Annotated in this window: 24 protein-coding genes and 1 pseudogene; 14 read left to right on the top strand and 11 right to left on the bottom strand. The window is 66.9% G+C overall.

The features are described 5' to 3' along the window. Positions 1 to 150 precede the first annotated feature (150 nt). Entirely contained in the window at positions 151 to 2133 is a 1983-nt protein-coding gene (locus tag QTI66_RS24355; RefSeq protein ID WP_286562603.1) for a PhoX family protein, read from the top strand. A 6-nt stretch (positions 2134 to 2139) separates the two neighbouring features. On the opposite strand, the gene QTI66_RS24360 is transcribed toward QTI66_RS24355, so the two are convergent. After that, positions 2140 to 2616 carry an Lrp/AsnC family transcriptional regulator gene (locus tag QTI66_RS24360; RefSeq protein WP_286562605.1) on the bottom strand — a complete coding sequence of 159 codons (477 nt, stop codon included), beginning with the start codon at positions 2614 to 2616 and terminating at the stop codon, positions 2140 to 2142. Positions 2617 to 2722: 106 nt separating this feature from the next. Here QTI66_RS24360 and mdeB point away from each other — a divergent pair, with 106 nt between their 5' ends. Continuing rightward, entirely contained in the window at positions 2723 to 5356 is a 2634-nt protein-coding gene (gene mdeB, locus QTI66_RS24365; RefSeq protein ID WP_286562606.1) for an alpha-ketoglutarate dehydrogenase, read from the top strand. A gap of 46 nt (positions 5357 to 5402) precedes the next feature. On the opposite strand, the pseudogene QTI66_RS24370 reads toward mdeB, so the two are convergent. After that, positions 5403 to 6053: pseudogene (locus QTI66_RS24370) on the bottom strand (dihydrofolate reductase family protein). A 131-nt stretch (positions 6054 to 6184) separates the two neighbouring features. Here QTI66_RS24370 and QTI66_RS24375 point away from each other — a divergent pair. After that, complete coding sequence (locus QTI66_RS24375; protein WP_444815041.1) at positions 6185 to 6679, top strand: SRPBCC family protein; 495 nt, start codon at positions 6185 to 6187, stop codon at positions 6677 to 6679. Beyond that, positions 6672 to 7082: an ArsR/SmtB family transcription factor gene (locus QTI66_RS24380; protein WP_286562608.1), complete on the top strand. Its 411-nt coding sequence runs from the start codon at positions 6672 to 6674 to the stop codon at positions 7080 to 7082. Before QTI66_RS24375 ends, QTI66_RS24380 begins: the two co-directional genes overlap by 8 nt. 80 nt (positions 7083 to 7162) lie before the next feature. Here QTI66_RS24380 and QTI66_RS24385 read toward each other — a convergent pair whose 3' ends face one another. Continuing rightward, entirely contained in the window at positions 7163 to 7588 is a 426-nt protein-coding gene (locus QTI66_RS24385; protein WP_286562612.1) for a PaaI family thioesterase, read from the bottom strand. 199 nt (positions 7589 to 7787) lie between these two features. Between QTI66_RS24385 and QTI66_RS24390 the strand changes: the two genes are divergently transcribed. The 9 genes from QTI66_RS24390 to QTI66_RS24430 all read left to right on the top strand — a co-directional run bounded on the left by QTI66_RS24390 (position 7788) and on the right by QTI66_RS24430 (position 14518). Beyond that, positions 7788 to 8198, top strand: coding sequence for an energy transducer TonB (locus QTI66_RS24390; RefSeq protein WP_286562613.1), 411 nt, complete (start codon positions 7788 to 7790; stop codon positions 8196 to 8198). A gap of 165 nt (positions 8199 to 8363) precedes the next feature. Then, complete coding sequence (locus tag QTI66_RS24395) at positions 8364 to 8531, top strand: hypothetical protein (protein WP_286562614.1); 168 nt, start codon at positions 8364 to 8366, stop codon at positions 8529 to 8531. Positions 8532 to 8713: 182 nt separating this feature from the next. Beyond that, positions 8714 to 9136 (top strand): MerR family transcriptional regulator, encoded by a 423-nt coding sequence (locus tag QTI66_RS24400; protein WP_286562615.1) that lies wholly within the window; start codon positions 8714 to 8716, stop codon positions 9134 to 9136. Positions 9137 to 9166: 30 nt separating this feature from the next. Then, positions 9167 to 10120: an L-threonate dehydrogenase gene (gene ltnD, locus QTI66_RS24405; protein WP_286562945.1), complete on the top strand. Its 954-nt coding sequence runs from the start codon at positions 9167 to 9169 to the stop codon at positions 10118 to 10120. Beyond that, positions 10117 to 11385 carry a 3-oxo-tetronate kinase gene (gene otnK, locus QTI66_RS24410; RefSeq protein WP_286562616.1) on the top strand — a complete coding sequence of 423 codons (1269 nt, stop codon included), beginning with the start codon at positions 10117 to 10119 and terminating at the stop codon, positions 11383 to 11385. The genes ltnD and otnK overlap by 4 nt, the downstream gene beginning before the upstream one ends. Then, complete coding sequence (locus QTI66_RS24415; protein ID WP_286562617.1) at positions 11382 to 12041, top strand: class II aldolase/adducin family protein; 660 nt, start codon at positions 11382 to 11384, stop codon at positions 12039 to 12041. Before otnK ends, QTI66_RS24415 begins: the two co-directional genes overlap by 4 nt. Positions 12042 to 12057: 16 nt before the next feature. Next, positions 12058 to 12876 (top strand): 2-oxo-tetronate isomerase, encoded by an 819-nt coding sequence (gene otnI, locus QTI66_RS24420; protein ID WP_286562618.1) that lies wholly within the window; start codon positions 12058 to 12060, stop codon positions 12874 to 12876. Then, the gene (locus QTI66_RS24425) at positions 12873 to 14063 is read left to right on the top strand and encodes an amidohydrolase family protein (protein ID WP_286562619.1); all 1191 of its coding nucleotides are present in this window, start codon (positions 12873 to 12875) and stop codon (positions 14061 to 14063) included. The genes otnI and QTI66_RS24425 overlap by 4 nt, the downstream gene beginning before the upstream one ends. Continuing rightward, a complete protein-coding gene (locus QTI66_RS24430) occupies positions 14060 to 14518 on the top strand; it encodes a RidA family protein (protein WP_286562621.1) in 459 nt (152 codons plus the stop codon). The genes QTI66_RS24425 and QTI66_RS24430 overlap by 4 nt, the downstream gene beginning before the upstream one ends. A 4-nt stretch (positions 14519 to 14522) precedes the next feature. Here the strand turns inward: QTI66_RS24430 and QTI66_RS24435 are convergent, their stop codons facing one another. After that, the gene (locus QTI66_RS24435) at positions 14523 to 15071 is read right to left on the bottom strand and encodes an SRPBCC family protein (protein WP_286562622.1); all 549 of its coding nucleotides are present in this window, start codon (positions 15069 to 15071) and stop codon (positions 14523 to 14525) included. A 70-nt stretch (positions 15072 to 15141) separates the two neighbouring features. Here QTI66_RS24435 and QTI66_RS24440 point away from each other — a divergent pair, with 70 nt between their 5' ends. Beyond that, on the top strand, positions 15142 to 16374 hold the full coding sequence (locus QTI66_RS24440; RefSeq protein ID WP_286562624.1) for a geranylgeranyl reductase family protein: 1233 nt from the start codon (positions 15142 to 15144) through the stop codon (positions 16372 to 16374). Here QTI66_RS24440 and QTI66_RS24445 read toward each other — a convergent pair. Genes QTI66_RS24445 through QTI66_RS24475 form a run of 7 tightly spaced genes read right to left on the bottom strand, consistent with a single transcriptional unit; the run spans position 16367 to position 23047 of the window. Then, on the bottom strand, positions 16367 to 17050 hold the full coding sequence (locus QTI66_RS24445) for a TetR family transcriptional regulator C-terminal domain-containing protein (protein WP_286562626.1): 684 nt from the start codon (positions 17048 to 17050) through the stop codon (positions 16367 to 16369). The two genes, QTI66_RS24440 and QTI66_RS24445, sit on opposite strands and share 8 nt — an antisense overlap. Positions 17051 to 17108: 58 nt before the next feature. Next, positions 17109 to 18071: a PDR/VanB family oxidoreductase gene (locus QTI66_RS24450; RefSeq protein ID WP_286562628.1), complete on the bottom strand. Its 963-nt coding sequence runs from the start codon at positions 18069 to 18071 to the stop codon at positions 17109 to 17111. 11 nt (positions 18072 to 18082) lie between these two features. Then, on the bottom strand, positions 18083 to 19105 hold the full coding sequence (locus QTI66_RS24455) for an ABC transporter substrate-binding protein (RefSeq protein WP_286562629.1): 1023 nt from the start codon (positions 19103 to 19105) through the stop codon (positions 18083 to 18085). A 40-nt stretch (positions 19106 to 19145) separates the two neighbouring features. Next, entirely contained in the window at positions 19146 to 20540 is a 1395-nt protein-coding gene (locus QTI66_RS24460) for an FAD-binding oxidoreductase (protein WP_286562630.1), read from the bottom strand. Further along, positions 20537 to 21424, bottom strand: a complete 888-nt coding sequence (locus QTI66_RS24465; protein ID WP_286562631.1) for an ABC transporter permease — start codon at positions 21422 to 21424, stop codon at positions 20537 to 20539. Before QTI66_RS24465 ends, QTI66_RS24460 begins: the two co-directional genes overlap by 4 nt. Next, positions 21402 to 22202, bottom strand: a complete 801-nt coding sequence (locus QTI66_RS24470; protein ID WP_286562632.1) for an ABC transporter ATP-binding protein — start codon at positions 22200 to 22202, stop codon at positions 21402 to 21404. The genes QTI66_RS24465 and QTI66_RS24470 overlap by 23 nt, the downstream gene beginning before the upstream one ends. Before the next feature lie 23 nt (positions 22203 to 22225). Then, positions 22226 to 23047 carry a creatininase family protein gene (locus QTI66_RS24475; RefSeq protein WP_286562633.1) on the bottom strand — a complete coding sequence of 274 codons (822 nt, stop codon included), beginning with the start codon at positions 23045 to 23047 and terminating at the stop codon, positions 22226 to 22228. Positions 23048 to 23085 lie beyond the last annotated feature (38 nt).

Raw genomic sequence — 23085 nt, forward strand, 5'->3', positions numbered from 1 at the left:
AGACTGCAAACACGTCCTGCGCGGACCGAGCTTCAACGGCCCGCTGTTGTCGAGCCGGCACAGTCATCGTTCCTTCACGCGGATTGCATGCCTGCGTCATGTGGGCTTTCTAAGGTTCGGGCCTCCTGAGTCCAACAAGCAGAACCCCACATGTCTGAATCCGTGATCGAATTCCGTGCCTCGCGTCGCCAGGCGCTCAAGCTGTTCACCGCACCCCTGCTGCCCCTTGGCGGCGCCGCATTGCTCACCGCCTGCGGTGGCGGCAGCAACGCTGCAGCGCCCGCCCCGGCGCCTGCACCCGCGCCTGCTTCGGCCAAGCCCAACTACGTCTCGGCCACCTTCTCGAACATGGCCGCACCGAGCCTTGCGGACGCCGCGGCGATGGCCACGACAACGGTCGGCTCCACCCTCAAGGTGAGCTTCGACGACGGCAGCAGCAAGGAATACAAGCTCGCCTACCACCCCTTCTTCCTCACCGGCGACAAGGTGCCGGATGGCAAGGGCGGCACTGTGCTTGCGGGCGGCTACTTCGACGCTCAGAACCAGCCCATCATCGACAAGTCGGTGGCCGGGCAGGAGCGCCAGTTCTTCTCCGACAGCCCGGACGGCACCTCGCTGTTGTCGCTGGCCAACCCGACCGTGCCGGGCATCAAGGGCAAGGCGGTGTTCGCCGTGGTGCAGTTCGAATACAACTCGCGCGACCTGAGCGGCGCCGACACCTACGGCACGCTGCCTTCACCCATCGCCGTGCTCACGCTCGACCAGGACCCGACGACCGGCAAGCTCACGCTGGTGAAGTACCACAATGTCGACATGTCGAGTGCGCATGGCCTGTGGATCACCTGCGGCGCAAGCCTTTCGCCGTGGAACACGCACCTGTCGAGCGAAGAGTACGAGCCCGATGCCTTCACCGCGGCCAGCAGCGCGCAGTTCAAGGCGTTCAGCAAGAACACCTTCGGCGACGAAACGACCGCGCGGCCTTACCACTACGGCCACCTGCCCGAGATCACCGTGAACCCCGATGGCACCGGCAGCGTGACGAAGCACTATGGCCTGGGCCGCATCTCGCACGAACTGGTGCAGGTGATGCCTGACAACCGCACGGTGCTGATGGGCGATGACGCCACCAACGGCGGCCTCTTCATGTTCGTGGCCGACAAGGAGAAAGACCTGTCGGCCGGCACGCTCTACGTGGCGCACTACGACGCGGGCCTGTCGCTCGACCCGGCCGCCGCCGCGGCGAACATGAACTGGATCAAGCTCGGCCACGCCACCAGTGCCGAGATCGAGGTGCTGGCCAACACGCTGCAGCCCACGGACATCATGGACGTGCGCACCGCCGACCCGCTGGACGCCAGCTTCACGAAGATCTTTTTCGGCGGCGTCGCCAACTGGGTCAAGGTCGTGCCCGGGCAGGAACTGGCCGCGGCCTTCCTGGAAACCCATCGCTACGCCGCGCTCAAGGGCGGCAGCATGGCCTTCACCAAGATGGAAGGCACGACCGTCAACGTGAAGGACAAGGTGGCGTACTCGGCGCTCGCCAACATCCAGGACTCGATGGTCTCCGGCGGCAAGGGTTGGTATGCCGACACCAACATCGCATTGCCCAAGGCGCTGAAGGCTGGCGGCGTGCTGGCGCACAAGATGGGCGGCGGACGCACCGACACCACCGGCGCCGCCATCGTGAGTGAATGGGTGCCGGCGTCGAGCCAGATGCTGCTGGTCGGCGAAGACGTCGCCGCCGACGCGCTGGGCAACACCGCCAACGCTGACAAGGTGGCGAGCCCGGACAACCTCAAGTTCTCGGAGCAGATGCGCACCCTGTTCATCGGCGAGGACAGCGGCAACCACGTCAACAACTTCCTGTGGGCCTACAACGTGGACACGAAGACGCTGTCGCGCGTGATGTCCACGCCGGCCGGTGCGGAATCGACCGGCCTGCATGCCGTCGATGAACTCAACGGCTGGACCTACATCATGAGCAACTTCCAGCACCCCGGCGACTGGAGCTCGCTGCATGCCAAGGTGCAGGCCACGCTCGATCCGCTGGTCCGCGCCAACTACAACAACCGCTACAGCGCGGCGGTGGGCTATCTCACGGCCGATCCGATCCAGCCTTCGCTGAAGGGCTGAGTCTCGTCAGGAAGACGGCGTTGCCGGCAAGGGCAGCGCCGTCTTGTAGCGCACCTGCTTGAGGGCAAAGCTCGAGCGGATCTTCTCGATGCCCTCGATGGGCGTGAGCTGTTCGAGGATGAACTTCTCCAGCGCGGCAATGTCCGCGACGGCCACGCGGATCAGGTAGTCGCTGTCGCCGGTCATCAGGTAGCACTCCATCACTTCGTCGTGCTCGGCAATGCGTTGCTCGAACGCAGCGAGCGAGGCCTTGCTTTGCGAGGTCAGGCTGATGGAGATGAACACGTTCAGGCCCAAGCCCAGCGCCGTCGCATTGGCAATGGCGACATAGCGGTCGATGACCCCCGCGGCTTCCAGCGCCTTCACGCGCGCCAGGCAGGGCGACGGAGAAAGGCCGATCCGGCGTGCCAACTCGACGTTGGCGAGCGCGCCGTCGCGCTGCAATTCATCGAGGATTCGCAGGTCGATGGCATCGAGCTTCATGGCATTCCGTAAATCGGGGGAATTGCGGCAGATTATGCTGTCGAGGCACCGTCAAAGATCCCGCATCCGCACCCGATTCTGCGCGCGACGGCCTAAAGTGCGGGTCATGAACGCCCCGATCACTCCCGGACATTTGCGCACCTTGCTCGACATGTCCTCGCACGACCCCGACCCGCAGGAGACCGCCGAATGGCGCGAAGCCTTTGCCGCGCTGGTCGACGCGCAAGGCCCCCAGCGCGCACGCTGGATGCTCGAGGAACTCGCCCGCCTCGCGCGCGAGCGCCGCATCGGATGGCAGCCCGAACTGTCGACGCCGTACGTCAACACGATTGCGGTCGATGCGCAGCCCGTATTCCCCGGCGACCTCGCCATCGAGGAGCGCATCGGCTCGCTCATGCGCTGGAACGCATTGGCCATGGTGGTGCGCGCCAACCAGGCCTACGGAGAACTCGGCGGCCACATCGCCAGCTATGCGAGTGCGGCGGACTTGTTCGAGGTGGGCTTCAACCACTTCTTTCATGCAGGCGAAGGCCAGCATGGCGGTGACCTCGTCTTCTTCCAGCCGCACAGCGCACCGGGCGTTTACGCACGCGCCTTTCTCGAAGGGCGCCTGAGCGAAGACGACCTGAAGCACTACCGCCAGGAGCTGGACGTGGCCGAAGGCGCACGCGGCCTCAGCAGCTATCCGCATCCCTATCTGATGCCGGACTTCTGGCAGTTCCCCACCGGCTCGATGGGCATCGGGCCGATCAGCTCGATCTATCACGCGCGCTTCATGCGCTACCTCACACACCGCAACCTGCTCGATTGCGGAGACCGGAAAGTCTGGGGCGTGTTCGGCGACGGCGAAATGGACGAGCCCGAATCGATGAGCGCGCTCACCCTTGCCGCGCGCGAAAAGCTGGACAACCTCGTATGGGTGGTCAACTGCAATCTGCAGCGCCTCGATGGTCCGGTGCGTGGCAACGGCCGCATCATCGACGAGCTGGAAAAGCTCTTTGCGGGCGCGGGCTGGAACGTCATCAAGCTCGTGTGGGGCAGTGACTGGGATGGCCTCTTTGCGCGCGACACCACGGGCGCATTGGCGCGCGCCTTCGCCGACACCGTCGACGGCCAGATGCAGACCTTCGCGGCGAAGGACGGCCGCTTCAACCGCGACAACTTCTTCGGCCAGAACGAGGCGCTGGCCCGCCTTGCACAAGGCATGACGGACGAACAGATCGACCGCCTGAAGCGCGGCGGACACGACATCGTGAAGATTCACGCCGCCTATGCCGCAGCCGCTGCGCATCGCGGACAACCCACCGTCATCCTTGCCCACACGAAGAAGGGCTACGGCATGGGCAGCGCCGGCCAGGGCAAGATGACCACGCACTCGCAAAAGAAGCTGGACGACAGCGACGTGATCGCGTTTCGCAACCGCTTCAACCTGCCGCTCAGCGATGAGCAGGCGACCTCGCTCGCCTTCTACAAGCCGGCCGACGACAGCCCCGAGATGCGCTACCTGCATGAGCGGCGCGCCGCGCTCGGTGGCAGCATGCCGCGCCGCGACACCCATTGCGACGTGGTGCCCAAGCCCGACATCGAAAGCTACGCGCAATTTGCCGTCGCGGCCAACGGAAAGGAGATGAGCACCACGATGGCCTTCGTGCGCATGCTCGGCAACCTCATGAAAGACCCTGCCCTGGGCCCGCGCATCGTGCCCATCGTGGCGGACGAGGCACGCACCTTCGGCATGGCCAATCTCTTCAAGCAGGTCGGCATCTATTCCAGCGTGGGCCAGCGCTACGCACCGGAAGACATCGGCTCGGTGCTGAGCTATCGCGAAGCCACCGACGGTCAAATACTGGAAGAGGGCATCAGCGAAGCCGGCGCCATCGCGAGCTGGACGGCCGCAGCCACGAGCTACAGCGTGCACGGCATGGCGATGCTGCCCTTCTACATCTACTACTCGATGTTCGGCTTCCAGCGCGTGGGCGATGCGATCTGGGCTGCTGCCGACCAGCGCTCGCGTGGCTTCCTGCTCGGTGCGACCTCGGGCCGCACCACGCTCGGCGGCGAGGGCTTGCAGCATCAGGACGGCAGCAGCCACCTCGTGGCCGCGACCATTCCCAACTGCAAGGCCTACGACCCGGCCTTCGCGGGCGAGATGGCCGTCATCGTGGATGCGGGCATTCGCGAAATGGTGGTGGAGCAGAAGGACGTTTTCTACTACGTCACGCTCATGAACGAGAACTACGCGCAGCCGGATTTGCCGTCCGGTGCGCAGGCGGACGTGCTGCGTGGCTGCTATCGCTTCGGGGCTTATGGGTCCGGAGCGGAAGGCGCCAAAAGGGTGACGCTGCTGGGCTCCGGTGCCATCCTCAACGAAGTCATCAAGGCCGCCCGGATGCTGGTTGAAGAAGGCATCGATGCCGAGGTCTTCAGCGTCACGAGCTGGAGCGAGCTGGCGCGTGATGGGCAGGCTTGTGAAGCGCGTGCATTGCAGGGCGACGCGGAACCCGGCACGGCCTTCATCGCGCAACAGTTGGGCACATCGCCCGAAGCACCCATCGTCGCGGCGACCGACTATGTGCGCGCGGTGCCGGAAAGCGTCCGCGCGTTCCTGCCGCAGGGACGCCGCTACATCACGCTGGGCACCGATGGCTTTGGTCGCAGCGACACGCGCGCGGCGCTGCGCAAGTTTTTCCACGTCGATGCCGAGAGCGTCGCGAACGCTGCACGCCGCGCATTGGGTTGAGTGCCGCCGCCGATAGTGCGGCGCCAGTCAGTGCTTGCTGCGCAGCTCAGGCCCGCTTGCGCAGGAAGACGTGGTTGGCCCGCTCGCCGGCCACGGCCTCCGTGGCTTCGTAGCCGAGTGCGGACAGGTCCATTCCCTGAAAAAGATGCTCGCCCGATCCCAGCAGCACCGGCGGCATGGCGAGATGCACTTCGTCGACGAGGCCCGCCGCCAGATACTGCCGAACCGTCGCGACGCCGCCTCCGAGTCGGACGTCACGCCCACCGGCCGCCTCGCGCGCCTGCTCCAGCGCGGCGTGGATGCCCTGCGTGACAAAGCGGAATTCGGTGCCGCCCGCCATGGCCAGCGGTGCGCGCGGATGGTGCGTCAACACGAAGACCGGCGTGTGGTAGGGCGGCTCGTCCCCCCACCAACCCTTCCAGTCGTCGTCGGGCTAGGGGCCGCGCACGGGGCCGAACATGTTGCGGCCGAGGATCCACGCGCCGATGTTGGCAAAGCCTTGTTCCGCGATGCGGTTGTCGATGCCCGTCTCGCCGCCTTCGCCCTGGCCGTGCATCGCCCTGAACATGCGCGTGTGGAAGACCCACTCCATCATTTCCGGCCCGCGCACGCCCAGCGGGTTCTGCAGGTCCTGGCGCGGACCTGCGCCATAGCCGTCGATGGAGAGCGAGAAACTTTGGACTCGAAGCCTGGACATCGCATTCCTTCCGCATTGCGTGATCGCGCAATTCTGAAGCACACCGGCGCATGATGCACATTGGACTGCGCAACCCATGGGTTGCGTGACGACGTGGTGGGTGCTACAAATACGCAACCCGGAGGTTGCTCATGAGCACAGATCGCATTGAAAAGAGAGTGGTCCTGAAGGCATCGCGCGAGCGTGTGTGGCGTGCCATCAGCGACGCCAGCCAGTTCGGCAGCTGGTTCGGCGTCCGCTTCGACGCGCCTTTCACGGCAGGCGCGAAACTCACGGGCAGGATCACCCCCACGACCGTGGATCCCGAAGTCGCGAAGATGCAGGAGCCACACACCGGCATGCCCTTCGAGTTTTCGGTGGTCGCCATCGAACCGATGCGCTTGATCTCTTTCCGCTGGCATCCCTTCGCCATCGAGCCGGGCGTGGACTACAGCCAGGAACCCACGACGCTCATCGTGTTCGAGCTTTCGGACGCACCCGGGGGCACGTTGCTGGTCATATCCGAATCAGGCTTTGATCAGATACCGCTTGAACGCCGCGCCAAGGCCTTTGCCGCCAACGACGGCGGCTGGACGCACCAGGCTCAACTCATCGCGAAGTACCTGGCGTTGCAGCCGGATGCGTAGTCTTTCGGGCGGCAGCCTCGACGGCGCTGCACCGCTCTTTGCGGCCCTGGGCGATGCCACCCGCCTGCAGATCGTCGCCCGGCTGTGCAATGCGGGACCGCAGTCGATCGTCCGGCTGACCGAGGGCGGCGGGGTGTCGCGCCAGGCTATCACCAAGCATCTTCTGGCGCTGGAGGGCGTGGGGCTCGTGCGCAGCGGTCGTTCGGGCCGCGAGCGCGTCTGGGAACTCGAGGCCGCTCGGCTGGCGCAAGCGCGCCGGTACCTCGACCAGATTTCGGGGCAGTGGGATGAGGCTATCGTGCGTCTGCGCGCCTTGGTGGAAGCGGAGGGGGAAGAAGCGTCGCCGCGTAACGCCGGTCGCGCGAGGGCGCAACGGAGCGCCGGAAAGTCGTCGGCGCGCTGACGATCCCCTCAACCCGCCGGGCAGTTGGACGCCGGACGGCCAGAGGCGCCGTGACGCGGGCTGGTGTCGACTGGCGTTGCTCAGTGCCTCGAGCCGTCGATGTTTCGCGCCGTGCCGAGCAGCGTCGCGCACAGCGTTTCTGCCGTGCCATCCACTGCGTAGACGTCCGCCGCGCACACCGTCAGCAATCGGGCGGCATCGACCACGCGGCCACGGGCGCGCAGATGGGTGCCGCGGGCCGGCGCCACGAGCTTGAGCGTGCCGTCGATGGTGGCGTTGATCCAGCCCGGTTCCAGCAGCGTGCCGGCAGCGGCCACGGCGGCGAAGTCCGCGATGGCGAAGACGGCGGTCGCCTGAAGCTGTCCCGGCCGAAAACAGAAGGCATCGAGCACGGGCATTTCCAGCTCGACGTGTCCAGGCTCGATGCGCAGGAACGATAGCTGAAGCGTTTTCGCCATGGGCATGGCGAGCACGGCGTTGCGCAGGAAAGCGATGTGGGGGGTCATTTGCGAAGCTCCGGAAAGTGAAGCGGCAGGCTATCGACCCTCGCACTGTGCGAGGGTTGTGCGTGGTGTCGCGCAGGGCGCAGGCGGCGCGAGTGGCGCAAGTCGCGCAAATGGCGCAAATGGCGGCCCCTATACTCGCGGCGCGCCGTGCATGCAGCGCGGCAGTGAGTGGACTTCGGCAGCTTTTTGAGGAGACAACATGCTCGGTTTCTCGGGTCGGCGAACAGGACGAATCAGCGTCGCAGGTGCTCTATGCGCGGGGCTTGCGGCAGCGCTCTTGAGTGCCGGCTGCGCCAGCGACGCAAAGCAACCTGGCGCCACCGATGACTGGAAGCCAGCCACACCCAACGCCGCGCCTCCCTACCCGGCGGAATCACGGGTCAATGGCGAGCAAGGGCAGGTCCTGCTGCACGTGCTCACCGGCCCGGACGGGCGGCCGACGCGGGTGGAGGTCAAGAAGTCCAGTGGCTACGTCCGGCTCGACGACGCGGCCGTCGCGGCGGTGCGCAAGTGGCAATTCAAGCCGCTCAAGGACGACGGCACCATCACCTGGCGCGAAGTGCCGATCAACTTCATGCTGTCGGCTTCAGGGGCTGTGTTTCCGCGATAGCGGTCAACGGGTGCGGCCCGTCAATACCGCGTGGGAGCGAGTTGTGGAATCGGCAGGAAATCAAGTGCCGTCGGTTCCCGCTGACACGCGTTCTGCGTGGTGGCCTGTAGGTCAGCTGCCGCGCTCGGCCATAGCGTGAGGCTCACTCACACCCAGGAGCACCGCATGCAAGCCCCCACCTCCAAGCCCCAGGCGCCTTCACCCGGAAGCGGCGCGAAAGAAGAGCCCGAGATCACCCAGGAAGAGTCCATTCCCAGCGATGGCAAGGATGAAGAAGGCGAAAAGATGATGGAAAAACTCGGCCAGGAGCGACGCGAGGGCGACAAGCCGTAGACCTTGCGCGGTACTAAGATCGCCGCGCATTCAACACTCGCGCGGAGGTCGTGCATGGCTGATTCATCGTCGATGGCCCTCGGCACGCTTGACACGCCGTTACCCGCGACAGGGCAGCGACATGTCCATGTGGCGTGCAAGGCGCCTTGGTACACCGTCGAAGACGCCTTGCCACAGAGCCAATGAAGGTCTCGGAGCTCTCGCTTGCCACCGGCGTATCGGTTCATCGTCTGCGACGCTACGAGGAAATCGGCCTGCTCAAGGCCACGCGCAAGCCTTCGGGCTACCGCGAGTTCGAGGCGCGTGCGGTGCGCGACGTGATCTTCGTGTCGATGGCGCGCGAACTCGGCTTCTCCCTTGCGCAACTGCAGGACTGGCTGCCGCGCTACCGCGCAGGCACCCTGCGCTTCGACGACCTGCGCGAGGAGTTCGATCGGCGCATCGTCGCTGTCGACGCCGAAATCGAAGCCCTGCGCCGCCTGCGCAAGAAGCTGGTGGACCACATCGCGTGGGTGCAGCGGCAGAAAGCCGCGGCCCGGCGCAAGGCCGCGTCGGCGCCGCGTGTTCCGTCGGTCTTCGACCTGAGCCGCAGGCGCGCAAAATAAGCCACTGGCCACGCATGGCGGGTAATCCTGCTGCAGGCCGATCGGTGGCGTTTCTATGATGGCAGCCATCCTTCAGGAATCCACATGAAAAAAGCAGGACTCATCGGGTTGGGCGCCATGGGCGCGGGCATCGCCGCCACGCTGCGCCGCGCCGGCTACGAGATGCATGTGTGCGACGCACGACCCGGTGCCGCGGCAAGCTTTGCGCAGGACGGCGGCGTCGCGCACGCCAGCCCCGCCGAAGTGGCCGCGCAATGCGATCTCGTGGTGAGCGTGGTGGTCAACGCGCAGCAGACCGAGTCGGTGCTTTTCGGCGACAACGGCGCGGCCGCGGCCATGAAGCCCGGCAGCGTGTTCGTGATGTGCTCCACCGTCGATCCCAACTGGTCCATCGCGCTTGAAGCACGCCTCCATGCCGCCGGCATCCACTACATCGACGCACCCATTTCCGGTGGCGCCGCCAAGGCGGCCAGCGGGCAGATGACCATGATGTCGTCCGCCAAACCCGAGGCCTACGCCAAGGCCGGCGATCTGCTCGACGCGATGGCCGGCAAGGTCTACCGCCTGGGCGACTGCGCAGGCGCGGGCAGCAAGGTGAAGATCATCAACCAGCTGCTGGCCGGCGTGCACATCGCCGCGGCGGCCGAGGCGATGGCGCTGGGCCTGCGCGAAGGCGTGGCGCCCGACGCGCTCTACGAAGTCATCACGCACAGCGCCGGCAACAGCTGGATGTTCGAGAACCGCATGGCGCACGTGCTCGCAGCCGACTACACGCCACTCTCGGCTGTCGACATCTTCGTGAAAGACCTGGGGCTGGTGCTCGACACGGCGCGCGCCAGCAAGTTTCCGCTGCCGCTCGCATCCACCGCGCACCAGATGTTCATGCAGGCGTCCACCGCAGGCTTTGCGAAGGAAGACGACAGCGCGGTGATCAAGATCTTTCCGGGCATCGAGTTGCCCACCAAGCCGGCGTCGTCGTCATGAGCATGGTTTTGGGCTGCATCGCCGACGACTTCACCGGCGCCACCGACCTGGCCAACAACCTCGTGCGCGCCGGCATGCGCGTGGTGCAGACCATCGGCGTGCCGGCTGCGCCGCTCGCCGCCGAGGTCGACGCCGTGGTGGTCGCGCTCAAGTCGCGCACCGTTGCACCGGCCGAAGCCGTGGCGCAATCGCTCGATGCCTTGCGCTGGCTTCAGGCACAGGGCGCGCGACAGATCTACTTCAAATATTGCTCCACCTTCGACAGCACGCCTGAAGGCAACATCGGCCCCGTCACCGAGGCGCTGATGGACGCGCTGGGAACCGACTTCACCATCGCCACGCCCGCCTTTCCGGACAACAAGCGCACGGTCTTCAAGGGCTACCTGTTCGCGGGCGACGTGCTGCTCAATGAAAGCGGCATGCAGAACCACCCGCTGACGCCGATGACCGACGCCAACCTCGTGCGCGTGATGCAGGCGCAGACGCGGCGCAAGGTCGGGCTCATCGACCACGTCGTGGTGGCGCGCGGCGCCGAGGCGGTGCGCGAGCGAGTCGCCCAACTGAAGGCCGAAGGCGTGGGCGTTGCCATCGTCGATGCGGTGTCGAATGACGACCTGCTGCGGCTCGGCCCCGCGCTGGCCGACATGCCGCTGGTGACGGCGGGCTCGGGCGTGGCGATCGGGTTGCCGGCCAATTTCGGCCTGGCGCCGTCGTCGCAGGCCAGTGCGTTGCCGGCGGCGCCGGGGCGGCAGGCCGTGGTGTCCGGCAGCTGCTCGCTGGCCACCAACCGGCAGGTGGCGGATTTCATCGGCTCGGGGCGGCCGGCGCTCGCGATCGATCCGCTGCGCATCGCAGAAGGCGTCGACGTGGCGGCCGAGGCGCTGGCTTGGGCCGCGCCGCTTCTGGCGTCCGGGCCGGTGCTGGTGTATTCCACCGCCGAATCCAGCGCAGTGAAATCGGTGCAGGGCCGCCTGGGCGTCGAAGCGGCGGGCGCCATGGTCGAACGCACCATCGCCGCCATCGCGCTCGGCCTCGTGGCGCAGGGCGTGCGCCAGCTCGTGGTGGCCGGCGGCGAGACGTCGGGTGCCTGCGTGCAGGCCTTGGGCATCGCGCAATTGCAGATCGGCCCGCAGATCGATCCCGGCGTGCCCTGGTGCCATGCGTTCGCCAACGCCGCCGGCGGCGCGGGCGTGCGCATCGCCCTGAAATCCGGCAACTTCGGCACGGACGATTTCTTCTCCAAGGCCTTTACATTTCCTGCATGAACGAAAGCCAAGCGCGGGAAGAAATCTGCCGGGTCGGGCGCAGCCTGTTCGAGCGCGGCTATGTCCACGCGACGGCCGGCAACATCAGCGTGCGGCTGGACGACGGCTTCCTCATCACGCCCACCGACGCGTGCCTGGGCTTCCTGGACCCAGCGCGGCTTGCACGCCTGGATGCCAAGTTGCAGCCCGTCGGCGGCGACCGCGCGAGCAAGACCATCGCATTGCACGCCCGCATCTACGCCGCTGCCACGCGCTTCGACGCCGACACGCGCTGCGTGATCCACACCCATTCCACGCATTGCGTCGCACTCACGCTCGATGCGCCTGGCGCCGAACTGCTGCCCGCGCTCACGCCCTATTTCGTCATGAAAGTCGGCCACGTGCCGGTGATCGGGTACGAACGCCCCGGCGCCCCGGAAGCGGCCGAAGCGGTGGCCAGCGCCATCGAGCGCTACGGCGCACAGGGCACGCCCATCCGCGCCGTGATGCTCGAGCGCCTGGGCCCCAACGTCTGGCACGACACGCCAGGCGCTGCGATGGCAGTGCTGGAGGAACTCGAGGAAACCGCGAGACTCTGGCAGATGAAGCCCGACGCGTCGCCGCTGGCCCCGAACCACATCGAAGAACTGCGCCGCCACTTCGGCGCCCGCTGGTAAGAGAGATATTCGACCTATGCCCCAATTCGCCGCCAACCTCTCGATGCTCTACCCGGAGCTCGATTTCCTGGACCGCTTCGAGGCCGCCGCGCGTGACGGCTTTCGTGCGGTCGAATACCTCTTTCCCTACGCCTATGCGCAGCGCGACCTGAAGGCGCGGCTGGCCGACAACGGCCTGCAGCAGGTGCTCTTCAACGGCCCGCCCGGCGATTGGGACGGCAACGACCGCGGCTTGGCCTGCCTGCCCGGCCGCGAGGCCGAGTTCCGCGACGGCGTGCTCAAGGCGCTCGACTACGCCGTGGCGCTCGACTGCCCGCGCGTGCACTTCATGGCCGGCCTCGTGCCCGAAGGCGTGGAGCGCGAAGTCGTCCAGCCCACCTACATCGACAACCTGCGCTGGGCCGCCGCCGAGGCCGCCAAGGCCGGCAAGGACGTGCTCATCGAACCCATCAACACGCGCGACATTCCGCGCTTCTTCCTGAACCGCCAGGACCACGCGCACGAGATCGTGAGGGCCGTCGGCGCACCGAACATCAAGGTGCAGATGGACCTCTACCACTGCCAGATCGTCGAAGGCGACGTGGCGATGAAGATCCGCAAGTACCTGCCCAGCGGCAATGTCGGCCACTTCCAGATCGCGGGCGTGCCGCAGCGCCACGAGCCCGACCTGGGCGAGCTGAACCACGACTACCTTTTCGCGGTGATCGACGAAGTGTCCGCCGCCTGCGGTTGGCAAGGCTGGGTCGGCTGCGAATACCGGCCTGCCCGCGGCCCGGCGCCGCGCGGCACGTCGGACGGCCTCGGCTGGCTGCGAAAGGTGCAGGGCGCTGCGTGAAACTCGAATCGGTACGCATTCCGCGCTGCCTGCGCGCCACGGATCTCGGCGATGCGGATGTGTTCGACGTCCAGATCGTCAACCACCACGTGGGCGTCATCGAGCCGGCCGCTGATGCGGTGGCGCGCGGCACACTCATCAGTTGCACGGTCGACGCGCACACCCACATCGACAAGAACTACACCGTGCGCGAAGTCGGCGCGGCGCAGGGCGACCTGTTTGCGGCCATCCAGCGAATGCATGCCGCGCACTGGACGGGTGAGGATTTCGCCGCACGCATGGACCGCGCCGCGAGCGATGCCTGGCGCTGCGGCACGCGCGCTCTGCGCACCCATCTGGACTGGCGCGAGCCGCAGGCACCGCTGTCGCTGGCCGCCTTCGAGCGCTTGCGCGAAGCCTGGCACGGCAGGGTGGAACTGCAGTTCGTCTCGCTCACGCCGCTGGACGTGTTCGCGGATGCTCAGGCAGGCGAGCGCATTGCGCAAGCGGTGCAGCGCGCCGGCGGGGTGCTGGGCGCCTTCGTCTATCGCAACGACGGCATCGTGTCCCGGCTCGGGCGGGTGTTCGACCTGGCGCAGCAGTACGGCCTGGCGCTCGACTTCCATGTCGACGAAGGGCTGGATGTGGATGCCACGGGGCTGCGCACCATCGCGCAGCTGGCGCTCGCACGCGGCATCCACGGGCGCATCGCCTGCGGCCATGCGTGTTCGCTCTCGGTGCAGGAGGACGCCCAGGCCCTGGACACGCTGGACCTGTGCGCACAGGCCGGCATCGACCTGATCTCGCTGCCCACCACCAACCTCTACCTGCAGGGCGAATGGAACCGCACGCCCGTGGCGCGCGGCATCACGCGCATCCGCGAAGCGCAGGAGCACGGCTTGCACCCGAGCCTCTCCACCGACAACGTGCAGGACGCCTTCTATCCCTACGGCAGCTACGACCTGCTGGAGACCTTCGCCCTCGGCGTGCAGATGGCGCACCTGGCGCCGGCGACCGATTGGCTCGGCACCATCACCGTGAACCCCGCCGCCGCGCTGGGCCTCGCGTGGGATGGCCGCATCGCGCCGGGTTGTCCGGCCGACCTGATGCTGCTCGCAGCCACCGACGAACATGAACTGCTGGACGCGCGCGGCCGTCGCCGCACCGTGATCCGCAATGGAAAAGTCCTGGAGAACCACACGCCATGAGCATGGGCAAACCAATGGCCAACTACGCCGCCGCCAAGCGTGTCGGCGACTTTGTCTTCATGAGCGGTGTCGTGGCCGTCGATCCGGCGACGAAGCGGGCGGTGTCCAGCTACGACGACATCCCCGACATCGCGCGCACGGCGCTGCAGGGCGTGGGCTACGCGACGGGGCAAATGTCCGTCGACGTGTTCGAGGCGCCCATCGTCGCGCAGAGCTGGTTCGTGCTGGAGCGCATCCGCACGCTGGCCGCCGAGCACGGCGGCACCATGGAAGACGTGGTCAAGCTGGTGCAGTACTTCCGCCACCTGCACCACTACGCGCCCTACAACCGCGTGCGCGGGCTGTTCTATCCGGGCGAACCGCCGGTGAGCACGGTGGTGGAGGTGTCGCGATTCCTGCCCGGCGATGAGGTGCTGGTCGAGGTCGAGGCGACGATGTACTTGCCCGTCGACTGAGCATTCAGCGCCCTGCTTCGAGAATCGCCTTCAGCTGGCGCACCGCCTGCGCCGATTCGTTTTCGACCTGCTGCCGCACGCTGACCGCGTTCAGGAAGGCGAACATCAGGTTGGGCGCGCCGTAGCTGAACTCGCGCACGTAGTGCGTGCCCGTCGGCGTGGCGGTCAGTGAATAGCTGACGACGCCGGCATCGTGGCCGTTGATCTGCCCGGCGATGCGCCACAGGCGGCCGGGCTCGCGCGCGGTGACGGTCCACGTCACCGTGCCTTTCCTGCCGGCCACCAGATAGTCCTCGACGACGGCCTCGCCCATTTGCAGCGGATGGTCCACCGCGCCGCTGACGGCGAGCGACGAAGGGTGCCACTTCGGCCAGTTGCCCGGCGTCGTGACGTAGGCGAACACGTCGGCCGGCGGGCGCGCGATGTCTGCCTCGGTGACGATCCGCGTGACGCCGGCCTTGATCGGCAGGAACAGCACCACCCCCAGAAGAGCCAGGACGACGACGACTCCGAGCCATCGTTTCCAGGTGCGGGTCGGCGGGCGGTTTTGCATGATCGACCTCCGTGCGCGCGGGCGGCGGCGCTGCCAGAATAGGCGCCAGCGCGGCAATGCTTTTTGCGATGTGACGACGACAACGCATTCTGTTCCCGTCTCGTGCGATGTGCTCGTGGTCGGTGCGGGTCCGGCCGGCAGCGCCTGCGCGCAGCGGCTGGCGCGCGCGGGCCTGAGCGTGGTGCTGTGCGACCGGCAGGACTTTCCGCGCGACAAGGTCTGCGGCGATGCGCTCATCCCCGATGCGCACCACGCGCTGGCTCGGCTCGGCGTGCTCGACGACGTGCTGGCGCGCGCTGCGCCTTCAGCGCACATCGCGTGCATCGCACCGCGTGGCGGAAGGGTCGAGGTGCCCGGCCGCTTGGCGGTGCTGCCGCGACGCGAACTCGATGACATCCTTCGCCGCGCGGCGATGGCGGCCGGCGCTGCGTGGCTTGCGCCTGCGCGCTTCGAGGCGGCGCTGCTCGATGCCGACGACCGCGTGATCGGTGCACGCCTGCACCTGTCGAATGGCCAGCACCATGAACTGCGGGCGCACTGGACCGTGCTCGCCACCGGCGCGGATTCGCCGGCGCTGATCGCGGCGGGCATGTGCGAGCGACGCGCGCCGAGCGGCGTCGCGCTTCGAGCCTACGTCCGGAACGACGCGATGGCCGCGCGCATCAACAGCCTCGAAATCGTCTGGCACCGCGGCCTGCGCCGCGGCTATGGATGGATCTTTCCGTGCGGGCGTGGCGTGTTCAATGTCGGCGTGGGCCTCACGCACGGCCGAGCACATGCGCAGGGGCCGGCAGCGGCACGCGAGCCGGGCTTGCGCGAACTCTTCGCCGACTTCGTGCAGGTGTATGCCCCGGCGCGCGAGTTGATGCAAGGCGGTGTGTTGCAGGGCGAACTCAAGGGCGCGCCCTTGCGTTGCTCGCTCGACGGCTCGCGTTGGTCGCGTCCCGGATTGCTGGTCGCGGGTGAAGCGGCGGGCAGCACTTACCTGCTGACGGGCGAAGGCATCGGCAAAGCGCTGGAAACCGGCATGCTCGCGGCGCAGGCGCTCTGCGAGGCGGCACTGCAAGACGACGGCGCGGTGCGCGCCCGGTATGAAAGCGCATTGACGGCGCTCAAGCCGCGCTTTGCCACCTACGCGCAAGCCAATCGCATCAACGAACGCCCGTGGATGGCCGACCTGCTGGTCTGGCGCGCCAGCCGGAGCGAGCGCGTGCGGCGGCGCCTGGTGGGCGTACTGGAAGAAAGCTACGACCCGAGCCGGTTCGTCGATGCCAAAGGGCTGCTGGGCCTGGTCTTCACTTGACCCCGGCGCCGCGCAGCAGGAAGTCCGTCACCTGCTCGATCAGGTATTCGCGCTCCCTGGGCTCTTCGAGCGAGCCTTCCCGAAAGTAAGTCACCTGCGCCGCATGGTCGGCATAGAACTGCGTCACCGCCCACAGGTGAAACAGGAACAGCAGCGGATCGACCGGCCCCATCTGACCCTGGTTCATCCAGTTGCGGATCACGGCGGTCGCCTGCTCGGTGCGGCGCTTGCTCGCCTGCTCCATCATCGGCCGCAACTCCGGTGCGCCGCGCATCATCTCCGCGGCGAAGATGCGCGAGCGCAGCGGCTGCTCGAAGGAGAACATCATCTTGCGCCGGATCAGGTCCGAGAGCACGCGCCTGGCGCCGAAGGCCTCGTCGCTGAAACCGAACACCCCGATCCAGTCGTCGATGATGTCCTGCAGCACCTGGCGGTACAGCGCTTCCTTGCTGTCGATGTAGTAGTGCAGCTGCGCCTTCGACAGCCCCGCCTTGTCGGCGATGGCCTGCGTCGTGGCGCCGTTGGGCCCTTCGCTGGCAAACACCTCGATCGCCGCCTGGTAGATCACGGCCAGCACCTGCGTGTACTTGCGCGAGCGGCCGCGCGTGGGCGGCGCTTCGGCTTCGTCGCTGGCCGTGGTGGCCGTGCTGGCGATGTCGGTCTCGGGGGTGGTCATCGAAGTCAATGGTGCCAGAGAAGTTCGCTCATGCAGGTGCGCTCTTGCAGGTGCGCGCTCAGAGTTGCACGACCAGCTCGCGGTCCTTCGCGCGCGAACAGCACAGCGCGACCTTGTGCAGCCGCTCGCTGCCGGTGAGGCAGAAGTCGCGGTGCTCCGCGCCACCGCCCTGTGCGCCGACCACGCAGGTGCCGCACAGGCCTTGCTCACAAGACACGGGAATGTCGATGCCGAATTCGTGCAGGGCGTCGACGGCGCTCTGGTCGGCCGCGACCGGCACCGTGATGCCGCGCTGTGCCAGCCGAAGCGTGAACGGGCGGCCGGCTGGCAGGGCCGAATCGGTGGGCGCCGCGAAGTACTCGGCGTGAACGGCCTCCTCGGGCCAATGCGCCGCAGCATCGCGCACCGCTTTCATGAAACCGCCGGGACCGCACATGTAAAGGTGCGTGCCGGCTTCGTGCGTGGCGAGCAGCGTGCGCAGGTCGATACGCTGCGACGCGTCGCCCTGGTCCAGATGCAGCCTGACGTGCGGCGCCAGTGCCGGATCGTCCAAAGCCTGCGCGAAGGCCACGTGCTCCCGGCTGCGCACGAACAGGCACAGCGTGAAGTCCGCGCCCTGGGCAGCCAATGATTGCGCCATGGCCAGCAGCGGCGTCATGCCGATGCCGCCCGCCAGCAGCAGGTGCCGCCTGGCTTCGGCGCGAACCGGAAAGGTGTTGCGCGGGGCGCTGATGGCGAGGAGGTCGCCTTCTCCCACTCGCTCGTGCATCGACGCCGAACCGCCGCGGCTCGCCTGTTCGCGCTTGACGCCGATCACGTACGACGAACTTGCGTCGGCCGAAGGTGCCCGTGCCAGCGAATACTGGCGCGAGAAGCCGCCGGGCATCTGCACGTCGATGTGCGCGCCAGCCTCGTAGCCGGGCAGCGTGCGCCCCCACGGATGGGCGAGCTCGAAAGACAGGATCTCCGGCGTCTCGCGCACGATGCGCGCCACGCGCACGGTGAGGGTACGCTCCAGCATCGTCGTCGGCCTCAGTTCTTGGCGAGCGTCTTGCGCAGGTCCAGGCCGGTGCCCTTGTTGACGAACTGAAGCGTGTACGCGTCCTGGTAGTTGAAGTCCGTGGGCTTGTACAGGCCGGCCGACACCGCCTTGTCGTGGAAGTCCTTCATGCGCGCGTCGGTCATGGCGCCAATGCCCTTCGTCGCCGCGTCGCCGATGTCGATGTGCGCGCGCAGGATCGGGATCGACTTCCCGATGTAATCGTCGCTGATGTCCGGGTTGATCTTCTTGATGAGGTCGTCGGCCGCCTTGCGGTCGCCGTACAGGTAGTTGTAGTAGCCGATGTTGGTGGCCTCGACGAAACGGCGGACCACGTCGGGCTTGGTCTTGACCAGGTCCTGACGCGTCTCGATCACCATGCCGTAGGTCGACCAGCCGGCGTCGGCGAGCGACAGCACCACCGGCTTGAAGCCCGCCTGCTTCTCGACCGCCAGCGGCTCCGAGGTGGCATAGGCCTGCTGAACGGCTTGCTTGTCGGCCAGGAACTGCGAAAGGCTGTAGTTGTAGGGACGCACCTGCTCGTCGCGCATGTTGTAGGCCTTCTTCATCCACTGCCAGTAGCTGATCTGGCCGTCCTTGGCCAGCAGCACCGTCTTGGCCTTGGCGAGGTCGGCCAAGGTATCGAAGCCCTGGCCGGGATGCGCAATGATGGCCTGCGGGTCTTTCTGGAAATAAGCCGCCACGACGACGGTCGGCACCTTCTGCTTGATGTTGTCGAAGGCCATCAGCATGTTGCCGGTCATCAGGAAATCGACCTTGCCGGCCGGCAGCATCGGACGGTTGTTGACCTGCGGGCCGCCTTGCTGGATGTCGACGTCCAGCCCGAACTTCTTGTAGGTGCCGTCGGCCAGCGCCTGGTAGAAGCCGCCGTGGCCGGGCTGTGCGCGCCAGTTGGTGGCCATGACGACCTTGTCCTGCGCCAGTGCGGAGATGGCGGTGCCGGCGAGCAGCGCGGCGATCAGGCCGCGGGCAATGAAGGGGGCTTGAAGTCTCATCGGGGTTCCTTGGGTGCGGGGTCTGGTGGTGTGGTTCGGGTCAGGCGTCGCGCGCCATGTCGGCGGTCCAGCCCCGGGTCTTGCCGGGGTTCATCAATCCGTTGGGATCGCTGCGCTTCTTGAAATCGATCTGCTGCGTGTCGATGGTCTTCATGCCGCCGTCTTCGATGGTCACGACGTGCGGGTTGAAGATCTGGCAGCCGCCTTGCGATTCGATCTCGCGCATCACTTCGTATTGATGTGCCTCGCCCTTCCAGCGAACCAGCAGGATCGAGAAGGTGCCGTACTCGCCGCCCGCGCGCGCGAACTCGTGGTGCTGCAGCACGTCGTCACCGAAGATGGCGATGTGGCGGTCGACCACGGCAGGGTCGAAGGGCTGCGCGTAGGCCACCTGCAGGTAGGTCCAGGTGCGATCGATCTTGAGCGCCTGCAGAGTGGTGTGGTTGTAGGCGCATTCATAGGCGGGCGGCAGGCCGCGCGACAGCAGCTCGGGCTCGGTGCCTTCGAGCGACATCGACCCGCCATGCGCCGCGACCAGTGCGCGGAACGCGGCCATCGACCCGGGCGCCACCATGGCGAACATCGCGTGGCGGTCGGCCGGAAAGTGCTCGCCAAGATTCGCGTAGTAGGGCGAGAAGCGCGCATCCACCGCCGAGAGCAGGAAGAGGTCGATGGACGGCGTGCAGGCCGCCACGCCGAAATCCATCACCCGCCGATAGGTGTCGAAAAGGGCGATGCAGTGCACCCACTCGACCGCGGGGCTCAGCGCAAGCTCGACGTCGAGGATCACGCCGTTGGTGCCATAGGCATGGTGCACCTGCTGGATCTCGTCGCCCTCCAGTTCGATGATGCGCGGCTCGCGCTCCACCGTCATCACGCGGGCGCGCAGCAGGTTGCCGGTGTCGCGCAGGATGCCGTGGCGAATCGATCCGATGCCGCCGAAACCGCCTGCGATGAAGCCGCCGATGGATGCCACGTGCCAGGTCGAGGGCCACATGCGCAAGGCCTGGCCCGTCTCGGCGACGGCCATCTCGATGTCGTGCATGCGCGCGCCGGCTTGCACGCGCACGCGGCCGTCGGCGATGTCCAGCACGCGGCTCATCGGCGTCACGTCGAGCACGATGCCGCCTTCGAGCGGCACGCACTGGCCGTAGTTGCCGGTGCCGCCTGCGCGCACGGTGAGCGGCAGCTTCCACCGGGCGGCCACCGAGGCCACCTGGCGAACGTCATCCTCGGTCGACACCTTCACCACCAGGCCGGCGACGCAACCGGCGAGTTGTTCGGTGAGGATGGGGCTGTACCAGTAGAAGTCCCTGGACAACTGCTTGCGCGAACCCGCTGCCGTGATGAGGTTGAGACCGTGCAGGTCGCGCCGCACGGCGTCCCAGTCGACCGCCTTCGCGGGCGCTTCGCGTTCCATCAAGACTGCGTTCATCGTTCCCTCTTCATTTCGCTTTCGTGCCAGTGGCCCAGGACCATGCGCGAAAGGGCGGCGAACACGATGAAGATCGCGATGCCCAGCAGCGAGACCAGCAGCAGGGCCGCGAACATCATCGGAATCTCGGTGCGGAAGCTCGATTCGAGAATGCGCGAGGCCAGGCCCGTTTCCCGGCCTGCGGTGCCGGCCGTGAACTCCGCCACCACGGCGCCGATCAGGCTCAGGCCACCGGCGATCTTCAGGCCCGCCATGAAGTAGGGCAGCGCGCTCGGCACCAGCAGGTAGCGGAAGGTCTGCCAGGGCGAGGCCTTGTACAGCGTGAACAGGTCGCGAAGGTTGCTGTCCGCGCTCTTGAGCCCGATGACCGTGTTCGAGAGGATCGGAAAAAACGCCACGATCCATGCACACAACAACAGTGCTGCCGTGGTGCTCGAAACGTAGATGAGGATCAGCGGCGCAATCGCCACGATGGGCGTCACCTGCAGGATCACGGCGATGGGAAACAGGCCGATCTCCACCCACTTGAACAGCGCAAAAGCCACGGCCAGCAGCACCCCGCCGACGATGGCGGCCGCGAGCGCCAGCAGCGTGAGCTTGACGGTGAACCACAGGGCCGGCGCGAGCGTTTCCCAGTTCTCGAACAGCGTCGAGAGGATCAGCGAAGGCGCGGGAATGATGTAGTGCGGCACGTTGTTCACGCGCACCAGCAGTTCCCACACCAGCAGCAGCCCGGCCACCACGGCGGCTGGCACGGCGATGCGCATCAGCGATTCGCGGCGGCGCAGCCGGCCATCGCGCGCCTGCAGTTCGGCGGCAGAGGGGGCGTTGTTGTCCTGCACGGCCGCGAGCGTGGTGGGGTCAGTGATCGATGTCGACGCCATGGAGGGCTCCGTGCAGGGATTGCGACACCGCCGTGCAATGCGCGTTGTAGCGGCTCGAGGTGCGGAAGGCTTCGCCGCGGGGGTAGGGTTCGTCGATCCGGATCTCGTCGATGACGCGGCCGGGACGTGCCGCCATCACCACGATGCGGTTGGACAGGTACACCGACTCGTAGACGCTGTGCGTCACGAAGATGACCGAGAAGCGATGCTCCTTCCAGATGGCGAGCAAGTCGTTGTTGAGCTTGATGCGCGTCATCTCGTCCAGTGCGGCAAAGGGCTCGTCCATGAGCAGCAGGCGTGGCCGCGTGACCAGTGCGCGCGCAATCGACACGCGCATCTTCATGCCGCCGGACAGCTCGCGCGGGTAGACGTCGGCGAAGCGGGACAGGCCCACCATTTCGAGCACCTGTTGCACCACGGGCGCGGCGGCGTCGCGGCTCACGCCGGTGAGCTTGAGGGGAAGCCACACGTTGTCGAAGACCTTGGCCCACGGCATCAAGGTCGGCTCCTGGAACACGAAGCCGAGGTCGCGGTCGCTCTTGCCTTGGCCGCTGTTCGCGCCGCACCAGGCCATCTCGCCGGAACTGATCCGGGTGAGGCCCGCGATCAGCCGCAGCGCGGTGCTCTTGCCGCAGCCCGAAGGCCCGAGGAAGCTGATGAAGTCATGCTCGCCGCAGTCGAGCGACATGCCCTGCAGTGCGAGCGTTCCGTTGGAAAAGCGCTTGCTGACGTTGCGCAGGCGGACCAGCGGGGCGGTGGATGGCGTGTTGCTTTCCATGATGGCTCCCGGTGGGGCGGAGTTCAGTGCCAGGCCGGCTCGTTGGCCAGGCGTTCGAGCGAAAAGCGGTCGACTTCCTGCAGCAGGTCGACAAATCGGCGGCCGACGTGGTCGAGCACGGCGGCGCCCTTGTCGGCCGTGGCGCGCGTGGCGTCGCCGGCCGCGCCTTGCGGATTGATGTCGTGCATCTGCCAGCCCAGCTTGCCGCTGGGCGTGATCGACAGGAATTTGTTTTCTGCCGCGAGGTCTTCCGTCATCGAGTGGAAGTTGCGGAAGTTCTCCTTGCGCACGTAGTCCGGCGTCAGGTGCAGCATCACCGAGCTTTCGAGGTCGCCGGCGTGCACGCCGTGCTTGCCTTCGTGCGCGGTGAACAGGCCTTCGGGCAGGCCCAGCGTGTACCAGTTGGCCGCCACGACCATCATGCCGTGCGCTTCGCGCAGGTCGCGCGCCACGATGTCCATCACCGACATCTGGCCGCCGTGGCTGTTATAGAGCACGAGCTTTTTCACGCCGGCGCGCGCGACGCTCTCGCCGATGTCCTTCCACAGCGAAATGAGCGTGGTCGCAGAGACGGTGAGCGTGCCGGGGTAGCGCGAGTGCTCGTTGCTCTTGCCGTAGGCGACGGTGGGCAGGAAGAGCACCGGCAAGTCGTCCGGCAGGTGCGGCAGGGAGGCCTGCACCATGCCGTCGATGGTGGCGGTGTCGGTCGACATCGGCAGGTGGGGACCATGCTGCTCGGTGGCGCCGACCGGCAGGACGGCGATCAGGCGGGAGCGGTCAAGGCGGGAGAACTCTTCGCTGGTCAGGTCAGACCAGAAGCGGCTGCGCAGGCGGACCGAATTCATCTTGGCAATCCTCATTCCTGTGGGGTGGGATGCCTAAA

It is taken from the genome of Variovorax brevis (assembly GCF_030317105.1).
GTDB classification, from domain to species: Bacteria; Pseudomonadota; Gammaproteobacteria; order Burkholderiales; family Burkholderiaceae_C; genus Variovorax; species Variovorax brevis.